Below are 14,262 nucleotides of genomic sequence, written 5' to 3'. Positions count from 1 at the left end.
CTGCCCCTGTCGCGCTGCGGCCTGCCCGCCGAAGCGGTCACCGTGCTCGGCCGCTCCGGCCTGCGCACGCTGGGCGCCGCGCTCGACCTGCCGCGCGACAGCCTGGCCCGGCGCTTCGCCCCCGATGTGCTGCAGCAGCTGGACGCGCTGCGTGGCCTGCCGGCACCGCCACTGCGCTATTACCAGCCCCCGGACCGCTTCGATGCGCGCATCGAATTCGAGTACGAGATCGAATCCAGCCAGGCGTTGCTGTTCCCGCTGCGCCGCCTGCTGCTGGACCTGGCCGCCTTCCTCTGTTCGCGCGATGGCGGCGTGCAGCGCTTCGACCTGTATTTCGAACACGACCTGCTGCCGGCCAGCGTGCTGACCATCGGCCTGCTGGCCCCCGAGCGCGATGCCGCGCTGCTGTTCGAGATCGCCCGCAACCGCATGGAAGCCTTCGCCCTGCCCGCCGGCAGCCGGGCGCTGCGCCTGCAGGCTGAACACCTGCCACCGTTCGTGCCGGCCGCGCGCGATCTGTTCGACACCCGCCCGGCACAGGCGATGCCGTGGACCCAGCTGCGCGAGCGCCTGCGCGCACGCCTCGGCGATGACGCCGTGCAGCCGCTGGCGGTGCAGGCCGACCATCGCCCCGAATGTGCCAGCGGCACCCAGCCGGCGGCCAAGCCCCCTGCGTACTGGCCGCTGCGCCCCGGCTGGCTGCTGGACGCGCCACAGCCGCTGCGTGACCCGCGCCTGCGCATCGTCGCCGGGCCGGAGCGGATCGAATCGGGCTGGTGGGACCAGGCCGACGCGCGCCGCGATTACTACGTGGTGGAAACCGCGCACGGCCAGCGCGGCTGGGCCTTCCGTCCGCGCAACGATCCACATGCGCCGTGGATGCTGCACGGCTGGTTCGGTTGAACCACCATGGCCGCCGCCTTCCCTGCCTATGCCGAACTGCATTGCCTGTCGGCCTTCAGCTTCCAGCGCGGCGCGTCCACCGCCGATGAGCTGTTCGCGCGTGCCGCCGGCCAGGGCTACCGCGCCCTGGCGATCACCGATGAGTGTTCGCTGGCCGGCATCGTGCGTGCCTGGCAGGCAGCGAAGACGCACGGCGTGGCGCTGCTCATCGGTGCCGAATTCCAGATCGAGGATGGGCCGAAGATCGCCCTGCTGTGCACCGACCAGGAGGCCTATGCCGGCCTGTGCCAGCTGATCACCACCTGCCGGCGGCGCGCGGGCAAGGGCGAATACCGCTGCCTGCGCGAGGATCTGCACGGCCTGGCCGAGGGCCTGCTGTGCCTGTGGCTGGACCGCCAGCCCGATGCCAGCCACCTGCCGCTGCTGCGCAGCGCCTTCGACGACCGCCTGTGGCTGGCGGTGGAACTGCACCACGAACACGACGACGTGCGCCGTCTGCAGCAGCTGCAGGCCTTCGGCGAACGCCATGCTCTGCCGCTGGTGGCCAGCGGTGACGTGCACATGCATGTGCGCCGCCGTCGCGCCCTGCAGGACACGCTTACCGCGATCCGCCACCGCTGCAGCGTGGCCGAAGCCGGCTGGCGGCTGTTTCCCAACGGCGAACGCCACCTGCGCCCGCGCAGCGCGCTGGCCCAGCTGTATCCCCCCGAGCTGCTGGCCGAGACCCTGCGCATCGCCGAGCGCTGCCACTTCACACTGGACCAGCTGCAGTACACCTACCCACGCGAGCTGGTGCCCGACGGGCAGACGCCTGACAGCTGGCTGCGCGCACTGGTGGAAGAAGGCATTCCCGAGCGCTGGCCCAGAGGCATCCAGCCGGCGCAGCGCGCGCAGATCGAACACGAGCTGGCGTTGATCGCCAAGAAGAACTACGCCTCCTACTTCCTCACCGTGCAGGACATCGTGCGCTTCGCCCGCAGCCAGCAGATCCTCTGCCAGGGGCGTGGCTCGGCGGCCAATTCGGCGGTGTGCTTCGTGCTCGGCGTCACCGAGATCGACCCGGCGCGCAGCAACCTGCTGTTCGAACGTTTCATTTCCGATGAGCGCGACGAGCCACCGGACATCGACATCGATTTCGAGCACGAGCGCCGCGAGGAAGTGCTGCAGTACGTGTTCAACCGCTATGGCCGCGAGCGCGCCGCGCTCACCGCCGTGGCGATCAGCTACCGCGGCCGCAGCGCGATCCGTGATGTTGCCCGCGCGCTCGGCCTGCCGATGGACCAGGTGAATGAGTTGGGTGCAGCAATGGACCACTGGGGCGGCAACATCCCGCTGCCGGACACCCTGCGCGAACGCGGCTTCGATCCGGACACGCCGCTGATGCGGCGCCTGCTGTCACTCACCGGAGAGCTGATCGATTTCCCCCGACACCTGTCGCAGCACCCGGGTGGTTTCGTCATTTCCGAACACCCGCTGTCCACCCTGGTACCGGTGGAGAACGCGGCCATGGCCGGGCGCACCGTCATCCAGTGGGACAAGGACGACCTCGACGCCACCGGCCTGATGAAGGTCGACTGCCTGGCGCTGGGCATGCTCACCGCCATCCGCAAGTGCCTGGCCATGCTGCAGCAGCACGGCCTGCACGAAGGGCGCATGGATGCGATTCCAGACGAGGATGGCCCGACCTACGACATGATCTGCGCCGCCGAAACCATCGGCGTGTTCCAGATCGAATCGCGCGCGCAGATGGCGATGCTGCCACGCATGCAGCCGCGCACCTTCTACGACCTGGTGATCGAAGTGGCGATCGTGCGCCCGGGGCCGATCCAGGGCGACATGGTGCACCCCTACCTGGAGCGGCGGAGGATCCTGCGCGAACAGGGCCCCGAGGCACTGAACGATCCGGACAACCCGCTCTATCCACCCCAGCTGGAGCGCGTGTTCGCGCGCACCCTGGGCGTGCCGCTGTTCCAGGAGCAGGTGATGCAGCTGGCGGTGGATGCCGCCGGCTACAGTGCCGGCGAAGCCGATGCACTGCGTCGCTCGATGGCCGCGTGGAAGCGCCACGGCGGGCTGGAGCCGCATCGCGAAAAGCTGTTGACCGGCATGCTCGACCGCGGCTACAGCCTGGAGTTCGGCGAACGCCTGTTCGAGCAGATCAAGGGCTTCGGCAGCTATGGCTTCCCCGAGAGCCATGCGGCCAGCTTCGCCCTGCTCACCTATGCCAGCTGCTGGCTGAAGTGCCATTACCCGGCCGCGTTCACCGCCAGCCTGATCAACAGCCAGCCGCTGGGTTTCTACAGCCCCGACCAGCTGCTGCAGGATGCGCGCCGTCATGGCATCACGGTATTGCCGGTGGATGTGCGCCACAGCGACTGGGACTGCAGCCTGGATTTCAGCAAGGGGGCAGCGGCGATCCGGCTCGGCCTGCGCCTGATCGATGGCTGCAGCGAAACGGCAGTGCAGGCACTGATGCGCGAACGCGCGCGCCGCCCGTTCGATGATGTCGGCGATCTCTGCCAGCGCACCGGGCTGGACCGGCGCCAGCAGGGCCTGTTGGCCGATGCCGGTGCGCTGCGTGGGCTGAGCGGCCACCGCCATCGTGCGCGCTGGGATATTTCCGGCGTGGAAAACCGGCTGCCGCTGTTCGACCAGGCCCGCGCCACCACCGAGGCCCGCGTGGCCCTGCCCCTGCCCAGCGCGTGGGAGGACATGCAGGCCGATTACCGCAGCACCGGCACCACGCTCGGCCGCCATCCGATCAGTTTCCTGCGCGCGCAGCTGCGCAGCCGTGGCTGCCTCGACGCCGCGCAGCTGGCAGGCCACGGCCATGGACGCCGCGTGCGCATCGCCGGCCTGGTACGCATGCGCCAGCGCCCGCAGACCGCCAGCGGCGTCACCTTCCTCACCCTGGAAGACGAGACCGGCATGGTCAATGCCGTGGTCTGGCGGCACGTCGCCGATCGCCAGCACCGCGTGCTGGTCGATACCCAGCTGATGCAGATCGACGGTCGCCTGGAACGCGTAGACGGCGTGCAGCATGTGATCGTGCAGCGCATGCTGTGCCTGGATGAACTGCTGCAGGGCCTGCGCAGCCACAGCCGCGATTTCCATTGACCGCGCGGCCCTACCCATCCGCTTTTGCATCCGCTATCGTCGGCACATCCAAGGAAGGACGAACGATGGCCCGCGCACTGATGCTGACCACCCTGGGGGTGTCGACCCTCGCCCTGCTCGTTTCCGGCTGGACCGCCTGGAACCTGCACAACAGCCAATCACCGCAACGGGTGATCGAAGCCCGCGGCCTGGTCATCCACGATGACAAGGGCCAGGCCCGCGTCATCCTCGGCGCCCCCGTGCCCGATCCGCTCAGCAAGGGCAAACCGCAGGGCCCGCGCGCCACTGCACTGTCGGGCATGATCCTGCTCGGCCCCGATGGCTCCGAACGCGGGGGCTACGGCACCAGCGACCGCGGTGGCGAAGCCCTGCTCACCCTGGACGATGCCAGTGGCACCACCGAAGTGTTCAAGGTCGTAGCCAACCCCGATCGCGGCGCCAGCCTGATGGTGCGGCACCAGAACAACACCGGCGCCATGCTCACCTCATGGCAGGGCAAGCCGGAACTGGTGTTCCTGGATGACACCGGCCAGACCTACTACGTGCGACCTGGCGCCAACGCCGCGCCCTGAGCGCTCACCCTTGTAGAGTCGAGCTAGCTCGACGCTACACACCGCACACCGCCACCAGGTCATCGGCCAACTGCCGCAACTGCGCCGTCGACAACGCCGCACAGGTAATGCGCAGCCCATGCGCCGGTGCGGCCACCGCAAACACCTCACCACCACGCACATGCCAGCCGCGCGCCGCCAGCGCCAGCACCTGCGCGCGACTGTCACCCGGCAGAGGCAGCCACAGGTTCAAGCCCTCCATCGACAGCGGCGTCGGCAGCCCACGGGCGCGCAGCAGTTCCTGCAACCACTGCAGGCGCTGCTGGTAGCGCTCAGCCGCGGCGGTGATCTTCGCCCGCTGCGGCGCCGATTCAAGCACCGCACTGGCCGCATCCTGCAGCAGGTGGCTGACCCAGCCGGTGCCGGCCGCCAGACGCAGGCGCAGTACGCTGGCAGTGGCAGCATCGCAGCCCAGCCACGCCAGCCGCACGTCAGGCCCCAGCGCCTTGGACAGCGAACGCAGCAGCGCCCAGCGCCGGCCATCGTCCGGCAGCACCGAATGGTAGGGCTGCTGCGAAAGCAGCGCGTAGTGATCGTCGATCAACACGGCCACCTGCGGGTAACCGGCCAGCAGCTGCCGCAGCGCCCGCGCCCGCTTCGCATCCAGGCTGGCGCCGGTGGGATTGTGCGCACGCGGGGTCAGCAGCACCGCCCGCGCACCGGCCTCCAGCGCCGCACGCAGCGCCTCCACCTGCATGCCATGCGCATCCACCGCCACCGGCAGCACCGCATGCCCGCCCGCGGCCAGCACGTTCAGGCTGCCAAGGAAGCACGGATCCTCGATCGCGATGCGGTCACCCGGCAGCAGCCACGCCGCCAGCAGGCGCTCGATGCCATCCACCGCCCCATGGGTCAGTTCCAGCGCATAGCCGGCCGGGCAATGCGGATCCAGCGAGGCGCGCGCCAGCCGCTGCATGCGCACATCCACCGTCTCCGCCCCGTAGAGCCGCGGGGACGCGGCCTGAACGCGCAGCGTGGGAAGAAGTCGCGGATCCGGGTTGCCACCGGCCAGGTCGTGCAGGGCCAGCCCCGGCGCACTTCCCTCGCGGGCCATGGCCTGTGCCGGCCCACGCACCACCGTGCCCCGGCGGCCGCCGGTGCTGGCCAGGCCGGCACCGTCCAGGCGCTTGTAGGCGGCCGCCACGGTATTCCTGTTCACCCCCAGCCGCTCGGCCAGCTCCCGCACCGGCGGCAGCACGCTGCCCGCGGCCAGCTGGCCATTGCCGATACCCTCACGAATGCTGTCGAAAATGGCCTCGGCACTGCGCCCGGTGATTTTCATTTTGTCCTATGCCAAACTAATACTTGTCCTGTGCCAGTGTATCCCACCCTGGCCGCCCCGCACCGGAGGTCCCCCATGCCCCTAGCCGCCGCCGACTGGCCCGTCGCCCAGTCCGTCGAACAGATCGCTGCCAACCTGGTCACCGTGCGCCAGCGCATCGCCGATGCCTGCATGCGCGCCGGCCGCGACCCAGCCAGCGTGCGCCTGCTGCCGGTCAGCAAGACCGTCGACGAGGCGCGCATCCGCATGGCTGTGGCCGCCGGTTGCCACGAGCTGGGCGAGAACAAAGTGCAGGAAGCCCAGCGCAAGGCCGAAGCCACGGCTGACCTCGGGGTGCACTGGTCGGTCATCGGCCACCTGCAGACCAACAAGGCCCGCCATGTCGCCCGCTTCGCCCGCGAATTCCAGGCCCTGGACAGCCTGCGCGTGGCCGGCGCCCTGCAGCAGCGGCTGCAGCTGGAAGACCGCACGCTGGACGTGTTCGTACAGGTCAACACCTCGGCCGAACCCAGCAAGTACGGCCTGGAACCGGACGCCGTCACTGCCTTCGTGCAGCAGCTTCCCGCCTTCGACCGCCTGCGCGTGCGCGGGCTGATGACCCTGGCGATCTTCACCCCCGACGTCGAACGCGTACGCGCCTGCTTCGTGCGCCTGCGCGAACTGCGCGACCAGCTGCAGCGCGCCGCACCGGCGGGCATCGACCTGCCAGAACTGTCGATGGGCATGTCCGGCGATTTCGAGGTCGCCATCGAAGAAGGTGCCACCGTGGTCCGCATCGGCCAGGCCATCTTCGGCGCGCGCGCGACGCCGGACAGCTTCTACTGGCCCAGCGCCGGGGAACCGGCATGACGGCCGCTGCCCGCAAGCACGCCGTGGTGCTGCAGCACGTTGCCTTCGAAGACCTGGGCACGCTGCACCCCCTGCTGCTTGCACAGGGCTGGACCGTACAGGTCCTGCAGGCCGGCGTCGATCCGCTCGCGCACGCCGAAGCGGCCGACCTGCTGGTGGTCCTGGGCGGCCCGATCAGCGTCAATGACACAACGCTCTATCCGTTCCTGGCCGACAGCATCGCCCTGCTGCACCACCGCCTGCAGCAGCAGCGGCCGACACTGGGGATCTGCCTGGGCGCGCAGCTGATGGCGCGCGCGCTGGGCGCCACGGTCGCGGCCAGTGGTGGCAAGGAAATCGGGTTCGCGCCGCTGCTGCTCACCGAAGATGGCCAGCGCTCCCCGTTGCAGGCCCTACAGGGCATCCCGGTGCTGCACTGGCATGGCGAAGCCTTCGAACTGCCCGACGGTGCGCAGCGCCTGGCCAGCACGCCGGCCTGCCGCCACCAGGCCTTCGCTGTCGGCCACCATGCCCTCGCCCTGCAATGCCATCCGGAACTGGATGCACACCCGTTCGAGCGCTGGCTGATCGGCCACACCCTGGAGCTGGCCCAGGCCGGCATCGACCCCAACGACCTGCGTGCGCAGGCCCGTCGCTACGGCGCGCCGCTGGCCGCTGCAGCCAACGCCATGTTCGCGCAGTGGCTGCAGCACCTGCCGGAGAACCCGTGATGCATTACCGCCTGACCATCCATCGCCACGGCAAGTACTGGGGGCAGTTCGACTGCGAGGGCCCGGGCGCCCTGCAGCATCTGGACGCCCTCGCCGCGCGCCTGCCCGTCGAAGACGGCTTCCAGCTGCAGCGCCTGAAGGGCGTGGGCGAGGAACGCATCCTCTCCAGCGGTGCCGACGGCCTGCGCATACTGGCAGCGCAGATCCAGTACAAGCCCCTCTGAAACCGGACGACTGCTCTCACCGCAGCTGTAGAGTCGAGCATGGCTCGACTCTACCCCCCGGGTCAGGCCTTCAGCACCTCCACCCGGTACGACACGCCATCGCCGTCGTGTTCGATGATCAACCCGTGCACGTCCGATTCGAAGCCTGGGAAACGCGCATTCTGCTCACGGGCGATCCGCAGCGACTGGATGATCGGCTCATCGCTGGCACCGAAACGCTCACCCGGCATGATGGTCGGGATGCCCGGCGGGTACGGCACCAGCATCGTGGCGGCAATGCGGCCGCTGATCTGCTCGATGTCGACCCGCTCGATCTCGCCCTTCACCAGATGGTTGTAGGCATCGGCCGGGGTCATCACCGGCGTCGGCAGATCCACGTACATCTCGCGCATCACCTTGGCCACCGCGAATTCCTGATTGAACGCGTGCAGCGCATCGCACAGGTCACGCAGGCCCCAGCCGGCGTAGGCAACCGGATAGTCGGCAGCCAGCGTCGGCAGCGCCTGGCTCAGCGGCGCATTGCGGTCATACAGTTCCTTGAATGCCATCAGCTCGGTCACCAGGGTGCTCCACTTGCCCTTGGTGATGCCCATCGAGAACAGGAACAGTACCGAATAGAGGTTGGTCTTCTCCACGGTGATGCCACGGCTCCACAGGAACTTGCTCAGCACCGCCGCCGGAATGCCCAGCCTGCCCATGCTGCCGTCCATCGAAAGGCCCGGGGTGAGCAGGGTGACCTTGATCGGGTCGATCAGCACGTAGTCGTCGACCAGGTTCTCGAAACCATGCCAGTGGCCATCGGGCTGCAGGTACCACTCCTCGCGCTTGGCCACCATTGGCGCCGGCGTATCGCCCTTGTCCAGGCTCCGCTCGACCTGGGTGGGTTGCCAAACACTGAACCACCAGTCCTCGCGCCCGAGGTCGTCGCGCACATGCAGCATCGCGCGACGGAAGGCGATCGCCTCGTCATGCATCTCCTGCACCAGCGAACGGCCGGCATCGCCCTCCATCATCTTCGACGCCACGTCGCAGGCCGCGATCACCCCGTAATGCGGGCTGGTCGAGGTGTGCATCATGAACGACTCGTTGAAACGCTCGGCGTCCAGGTTGCGCTGCGCCGAGTTGCGTACATGGATCATCGACGCCTGCGAGAACGCGGCCAGCAGCTTGTGGGTCGAATGGGTGGTGAAGATGATCGCGTCCTGCTCGCGCGGCTTGCCCTTGGCCATGCCGTAATGGTTTTCGTAGAACGGATGGAACGCCGCGTAGGCGTACCAGGCCTCATCGAAGTGCAGGAAATCCACCGCACTGCCGATCTCGTCGGCGATCTTCTCGGCGTTGTAGCACAGGCCGTCGTAGGTTGAGTTGGTGACCACCGCGATGCGCGGCTTTGACCCGGCACTATAGGCTTGGCTTGCCAAGGGATTGGCGGCGATGCGCTGCTGCAGTGATTCGGGGGTGAACTGGTCCAGGCTGATCGGGCCGATGATGCCGTGGGCGTTGCGGCTGGGGGTGAAGTACACCGGCACCGCACCGGTCATGATCAGCGCATGCAGCAGCGATTTGTGGCAGTTGCGGTCGACGAAGACCACGTCACCGCGGGCCACCGTACCGTGCCAGACGATCTTGTTGGCGGTCGAGGTACCGTTGGTGACGAAGAAGGTGTGGTCGGCACCGAAGTTGCGCGCGGCCTCTTCCTCGGCATCCTTGATCGGGCCCGTATGGTCGAGCAGCGAGCCCAGTTCAGGCACCGAGATCGACAGGTCGCTGCGCAGGGTGTTCTCGCCGTAGAACTGGTGGAAGGCGCGCCCCACTGGCGATTTGGTGAAGGCCACGCCACCGGCATGGCCCGGTGTATGCCAGGAATAGTTTGATTCGGCGGCGTGGTGGATCAGCGCCTTGAAGAACGGCGGCAGCAGGTTTTTCATGTAGTCTTCGGCCGCGCGTATCACCTGCCGCGCGATGAAGCTCTTGGTATCCTCGAACAGGAAGATGAAGCCATGGATGTGCTTGAGCAGCTTGCTCGGCACCTTCTCGATGGTGCGCCGCTCGCCGTACAGGAACACCGGCAGGTTGGCGCGGCGCGCGCTCTGTTCGCGCAGGAACGCGGTGAGGCGCTGGAACTCGCCGTCCACTTCCTCGCTGCCATCGATGGAGATCAGCACCGCCGAGGCGGCCACGTAGGTCCGTGCACCGGCACGCGCATCATCCAGGTTCAACCCGCACAGCACGCGCTGGTCGTTGCCACGCAGCTCCTCCACCAGCGCGCGGATCAGGATGCCGCCGATGCGCGGCGACTCGTAGTCGTTGTCGATGACAATGACCGGGTAATCCAGAGACTTGAAGTACACGTTGATTCTCCTTGTCGAACTCAGGAACGCTGGGTGCCGGCGCCGATGGCCGATGCCTCACGAGCGCGCTGCCGCTGCTGGCGACGCTCCTCGCTGAAGAAGGGATAGAACACGGTGATGAACAGCACGAACAGGAAGGCGTACTGCACGATGCTTCCCGACGAACCGTAGATCGCCCACAGGCAGTACACGACGGTCAGGCTGGTCAAGGTCCAGAACGCACCGGTGTGCACCAGGGTGTGCGAGCGCTCGACCACGAAGTAGCAGGCCACGCACGAATAGATGTACGGCAGCAGGGTCAGCACCACGGCAGCCGAGGTGATCACATCGAACTGCGCCGATGCGGTTTCCGAGGTCGAGGTGACGAGCACCGCCAGGGTCATCAGCATCGCCACGATCAGCACGCCCTTGACCGGCACGTCGTCCTTGTTGGTCTTGCTGAAGATGCTGGGGAACAGGCCATCATCGGAGGCGGCCTTCGCGCTCTGTGCGGTCAGCAGGATCCAGCCACCCAGTGAACCGGCCGCGCCAACGAAGGCGCACAGGCTGACCAGCGCCCCGCCCCACCCGCCCACGGCCTTGGCTGCCGCCAGCGCGAACGGGGCATCGGACAGCTGCAGTTCCGCATTCGGCACCATGCCCATGATCACCGAGGAACTGGCGATGTAGGCGATGGCCGCCAGGAACACGCCGGCCAGCGTGGCGCGGGCCACGTTCTTTTCCGGGTTCTCGACCACGCCCGCGGTCACCGAGGCCGACTCGACGCCGATGAAGGCCCACAGCGTCAGTGCCGCCGCGCTGGAGATCGCACCGAAGTTCGACTCACCCGACACGTTGTAGGCGCCCTTGAAGATGTCCGCATCGAAGAAGAACCAGCCGAAGATCGCGATGCCCAGGATCGGTACCAGCGCGAAACTGGTGGTGACCGTCTGCACCCGCGTCACGAAGGCCGGGCCGATCACGTTGGCGAAGCTCAGCGCCCATACCAGCGCCAGCACCGCGATGCAGCGCACCAAAGGTTCGGACAGGATCGGGAAGAAATAGCTGAAGTAGCCCACGGCGGCGATCGGGATGGCGACATTGCCGATCCAGTTGGCGAACCAATAGATGGTGTTGGTCTGGAAGCCCATGTAGGGCCCGAACCAGTCACGCGCATACGCATACGGGCCGCCGGCCTTGGGCGCCAACTTGCCCAGTTTGGCGAATACGAACGCCAGCAGCAGCGCGCCAGCCGTGGTGATCAGCCAGCCCCAGATGGAGGCGGTGCCGATCTTGGCCAGGCTGGAGGGCAGCAGGAATACACCGGAGCCCATCATGTTGCCGGCGACGAGGAAGGTGGCTCCGACCACCCCGATTTTCTTTGCTTCTGCCATGACACTCTCCTGAAGCTGGCATTGGCCCGGCAGCACCGGGCATGGGGACTGGCTGCGCTGGCGTCGACCGCTGGCGGCTATCTGATGAAGTTGTATTGCAGGCTGCCCTGTACCCGGACCGTGTCGCCGCGCGCGCCGCCCTGCTGTTCCAGGCGTCCGTAAAGCAGCTCCATGCCCATCGTCCACGACGGTGCCGGGCTCCAGATCAGGTTGAAAACGCCGTAGCGGCTTTCGCGGAACGCCTCGGCGGCCAGTGCGCTGTTCCGCTCCAGGGTCAGCTGGCCGAAGATCAGGTTCGAGCGCCACAGCTGCGACCAGTAGTGGGTGTAGCCGACGAAGCCGCCGTGCAGGTCCAGCGCATCGAGTCGCCCGTTGGCATCGACCACCGCATCCAGCCCGGAACCGGTCAGGTCGGCGGTGTAGCGGCTGAGGCCGCGCCCGCCCAGCGCACCGAACAGCAGCAGATCGCGCTCGCCCACCGCCGCCGAGCCGCTGAGCTGCAGGCCCCCGCCCATGCGCCGGTCGCGCTCGCCCTCACCGTCATAGGCCAGGCTGCGGGCCACCGCCCCCAGTTGCAGATGGCCCCAGTCGCGTTCCATGCGGGCGGTAACGCTGACGTCGGGCAGACGGTTGGCGGCCGCCCGCGTCTCGCTGGCCCCGGCCAGTTCGGTGTCCGGATCCTCGGCGGCCAGTGTCAGCGTATTGCCCATGCCCATCGTGAAGCTGTGGTGGATGCCGGCCACCAGCAGATAGCCCGCGCCGCCCGGCCCGGCAAAGTCCAGGGTGTCGGGCAGGCTGTCGGCGTCCATGAAGCTGGAATAGCCGTAACCGGCATAGGTATTGCCGAGCTGGCCATAGGCATGGCGCAGGCGGAACTGGTAGCCGTCACTGCTGCCGAAGAAGTCATTTTCCAGGTAGAAGCGCAGGTTGCCGTGCGTGGTCGGCCGCCGCGCCTCGAAGCTGAAGCGGGTCTGCTTGGCGTGGATGTTGAAGTTGGACACATCGCGGTGGCTGCCGCCCACGGGTATCGACGAAGGGATGAACTGGTCCTCGTCGCCGGCCGCGCGTGAATCGGCGATGGCATCGAGCTTGGCGTAGCCACCGATGCGGATGACGGTGTCCGTGCCAGGGATGGCGAAGAAGCCTTTCAGGTCAGGATCGGTCGGGCCCGCAGCGCTGTCCGGGCGCGACGCTGCAGTGGAGGGGTCGGCCACCGATTCACGCTGTGGCAGCACCGGCGATGCCACGCCGGGCACCTGGGTGGGATGCAGCACAGCGGTCGTGGCTGGCGGGGCAGCGGATGCTGTCGTCGCCGCATTGGCAAGGGCTTCGCGCTGTTCGAGGCGGTCCAGGCGCTGCTGCATGCCTTCCAGTTCCCGGCGTAGGGTCACGATCTCGCGCCGCAGAGCCTGCGCGTCCTCCTCCTCAGCATGGGCCGGCGTTGCCGCCATCGCCGCCATGCATGCCAGACTCAGTCCTGCCAAGCGCATTGCATCCTCCATGGACGAACACCTGCCAGACACTGCCAGGCGGGACGCCTGCGCGTTCCCGACAGCGACCTGCCGTTGCTGGGTTGCGGAGTACTGCGTCGATGCCCGCAGGCAGCCTGCATGCTGCAGGCAACAGGACGATGACATCGCCCCGTGTTTTCCGTGGGTGGGTCGACTGCGGCTGCGCTGCCAGCGAGGTGGCGACCGCAGGCGTCTGGGTAACAAGCCCGAAGTGAGGGTGTCGTGAATGACGCGGCATGCATCACCTGTTCCAGGCAGATCCGTGACGCTGTCCCTGTCGTGTTGACGCTGGAATGCATGCGTCGAGGCTAGCGAACCTGTCGCTTTCAGCCTTGATTGCGATCAACTTACGATGCTTGATCTCAGTCACTATTCATAAGTGACGCCGCACCACTTACTGCGCAGCCGTATCCCGCCGCCCTGTCGCAGAATGCAGCAGGCCCGCACGTTGCCATGCGGGCCTGCTGTTGATCACGGGTGAGCGGCGCGGTCAGCGCGGACCCAGCACCTTCAGCAGGTCGTCGCCCTGCGGCAGGCCGGCACGGCGCTCGACACTGCCCTCGGCATTCTGGAACAGGATGCCCGGCGTACCCTGGAAGCCCATTTCCACCATCAGCACCTGGTTGGCGTCGAGCTTGCCAGCGACATCGCGGCTGATGCTCGGCAGCGCCTTGATGCCACCTCGGTCGAACTGGTGTTCGTTCTCGAGCAGCGCGGCACTGGGATCGCGGGCGGACAGGATGGCCGCGGCCTTGGCCGGGCTGTCTTCACGGATCACACCGACCATGATGTGACGCAGCTGCACCTTGCCTGCATCCACCCAGGGACGGGCCGCATCCCAGAACTTGTGGCAATACGGGCAGTTTGCGTCACTGAAGGTGTAGACGATCCGCGGTGCGTCGGCCTTGCCGTCACGCACCCATGCGCTGGCTTCCAGCTTGGACCACATCTTGGCCGACATCGGCGCGGACACCAGCTTCTCCACCGCCTCGGCGGCCACGTCGTTGCCCTCGGCATCGAACAGGCTGCCGACCAGCACATGCTTGCCATCCGCGGTGACATACGCCGCCGCCGGCTGCTGGCCACCGACCACGCCGGCAAAGCCGCGCAGGCCGCCCGGCGCATCAAATTCGGAAACGACCTCGAAGCCGTGCTTCTCGATACCCTTCAGGACCGCGGGGCGCTCGCCCTTGCCTGCCGCAGGGGCCGCCGCAGTGGTACCGGCGGGCGTCTTGGCTGGCGGCGTCTGTGCCTGGCTGCAGGCGGTCATGGCCAGCAGCATCGGCAGGATCAGCACCGCAGGCGCGGTGCGCAGGGAAATCAACAGCATG

Annotated in this window: 10 protein-coding genes and 1 pseudogene; 6 read left to right on the top strand and 5 right to left on the bottom strand. The window is 67.6% G+C overall.

The annotated features are described in order from the left end of the window. The 3 genes and pseudogenes from DCO49_RS10650 to DCO49_RS10640 all read left to right on the top strand — a co-directional run. A pseudogene (locus DCO49_RS10650) lies at window positions 1-903 on the top strand (DNA polymerase Y family protein); the annotation flags it as partial. Window positions 904-909: 6 nt separating this feature from the next. After that, the gene (locus tag DCO49_RS10645) at window positions 910-4,020 is read left to right on the top strand and encodes an error-prone DNA polymerase (protein ID WP_116864007.1); all 3,111 of its coding nucleotides are present in this window, start codon (window positions 910-912) and stop codon (window positions 4,018-4,020) included. Between the two features lie 65 nt (window positions 4,021-4,085). After that, the gene (locus DCO49_RS10640) at window positions 4,086-4,592 is read left to right on the top strand and encodes a hypothetical protein (RefSeq protein WP_116864006.1); all 507 of its coding nucleotides are present in this window, start codon (window positions 4,086-4,088) and stop codon (window positions 4,590-4,592) included. Between the two features lie 34 nt (window positions 4,593-4,626). On the opposite strand, the gene ptsJ is transcribed toward DCO49_RS10640, so the two are convergent. Continuing rightward, a complete protein-coding gene (gene ptsJ / locus DCO49_RS10635; protein ID WP_116864005.1) occupies window positions 4,627-5,913 on the bottom strand; it encodes a transcriptional regulator PtsJ in 1,287 nt (428 codons plus the stop codon). Between the two features lie 75 nt (window positions 5,914-5,988). Between ptsJ and DCO49_RS10630 the strand changes: the two genes are divergently transcribed. The 3 genes from DCO49_RS10630 to DCO49_RS10620 are packed head-to-tail and all read left to right on the top strand — an operon-like array spanning window position 5,989 to window position 7,696. Then, complete coding sequence (locus DCO49_RS10630) at window positions 5,989-6,762, top strand: YggS family pyridoxal phosphate-dependent enzyme (RefSeq protein ID WP_116864004.1); 774 nt, start codon at window positions 5,989-5,991, stop codon at window positions 6,760-6,762. Then, window positions 6,759-7,472 (top strand): glutamine amidotransferase, encoded by a 714-nt coding sequence (locus DCO49_RS10625; protein WP_116864003.1) that lies wholly within the window; start codon window positions 6,759-6,761, stop codon window positions 7,470-7,472. Before DCO49_RS10630 ends, DCO49_RS10625 begins: the two co-directional genes overlap by 4 nt. Beyond that, window positions 7,472-7,696, top strand: coding sequence for a hypothetical protein (locus DCO49_RS10620; RefSeq protein ID WP_116864002.1), 225 nt, complete (start codon window positions 7,472-7,474; stop codon window positions 7,694-7,696). Before DCO49_RS10625 ends, DCO49_RS10620 begins: the two co-directional genes overlap by 1 nt. Window positions 7,697-7,758: 62 nt before the next feature. Here the strand turns inward: DCO49_RS10620 and DCO49_RS10615 are convergent, their stop codons facing one another. The 4 genes from DCO49_RS10615 to dsbG form a co-directional block, all read right to left on the bottom strand. Beyond that, window positions 7,759-10,047, bottom strand: a complete 2,289-nt coding sequence (locus DCO49_RS10615; RefSeq protein WP_116864001.1) for an Orn/Lys/Arg decarboxylase N-terminal domain-containing protein — start codon at window positions 10,045-10,047, stop codon at window positions 7,759-7,761. A 20-nt stretch (window positions 10,048-10,067) separates the two neighbouring features. After that, window positions 10,068-11,420, bottom strand: coding sequence for an arginine/agmatine antiporter (adiC, locus tag DCO49_RS10610; RefSeq protein WP_116864000.1), 1,353 nt, complete (start codon window positions 11,418-11,420; stop codon window positions 10,068-10,070). 77 nt (window positions 11,421-11,497) lie between these two features. After that, the gene (locus DCO49_RS10605; RefSeq protein WP_116863999.1) at window positions 11,498-12,910 is read right to left on the bottom strand and encodes a DcaP family trimeric outer membrane transporter; all 1,413 of its coding nucleotides are present in this window, start codon (window positions 12,908-12,910) and stop codon (window positions 11,498-11,500) included. Window positions 12,911-13,421: 511 nt separating this feature from the next. Further along, entirely contained in the window at window positions 13,422-14,261 is an 840-nt protein-coding gene (gene dsbG, locus DCO49_RS10600; protein WP_116863998.1) for a thiol:disulfide interchange protein DsbG, read from the bottom strand. Window position 14,262: the final 1 nt, after the last annotated feature.

This window comes from Stenotrophomonas sp. SPM, from assembly GCF_003105135.1.
Lineage (GTDB): Bacteria > Pseudomonadota > Gammaproteobacteria > Xanthomonadales > Xanthomonadaceae > Stenotrophomonas.
This window is presented reverse-complemented; position numbering and strand designations above follow the sequence as displayed.

Coding starts and splice junctions, on each gene's coding strand:
- DCO49_RS10645 (WP_116864007.1), top strand. CDS start 910: ATGGCCGCCGCCTTCCCTGCCTATGCCGAACTGCATTGCCTGTCGGCC.
- DCO49_RS10605 (WP_116863999.1), bottom strand. CDS start 12,910: ATGCGCTTGGCAGGACTGAGTCTGGCATGCATGGCGGCGATGGCGGCA.
- adiC (WP_116864000.1), bottom strand. CDS start 11,420: ATGGCAGAAGCAAAGAAAATCGGGGTGGTCGGAGCCACCTTCCTCGTC.
- dsbG (WP_116863998.1), bottom strand. CDS start 14,261: ATGCTGTTGATTTCCCTGCGCACCGCGCCTGCGGTGCTGATCCTGCCG.
- DCO49_RS10630 (WP_116864004.1), top strand. CDS start 5,989: ATGCCCCTAGCCGCCGCCGACTGGCCCGTCGCCCAGTCCGTCGAACAG.
- DCO49_RS10625 (WP_116864003.1), top strand. CDS start 6,759: ATGACGGCCGCTGCCCGCAAGCACGCCGTGGTGCTGCAGCACGTTGCC.
- DCO49_RS10620 (WP_116864002.1), top strand. CDS start 7,472: ATGCATTACCGCCTGACCATCCATCGCCACGGCAAGTACTGGGGGCAG.
- DCO49_RS10640 (WP_116864006.1), top strand. CDS start 4,086: ATGGCCCGCGCACTGATGCTGACCACCCTGGGGGTGTCGACCCTCGCC.
- ptsJ (WP_116864005.1), bottom strand. CDS start 5,913: ATGAAAATCACCGGGCGCAGTGCCGAGGCCATTTTCGACAGCATTCGT.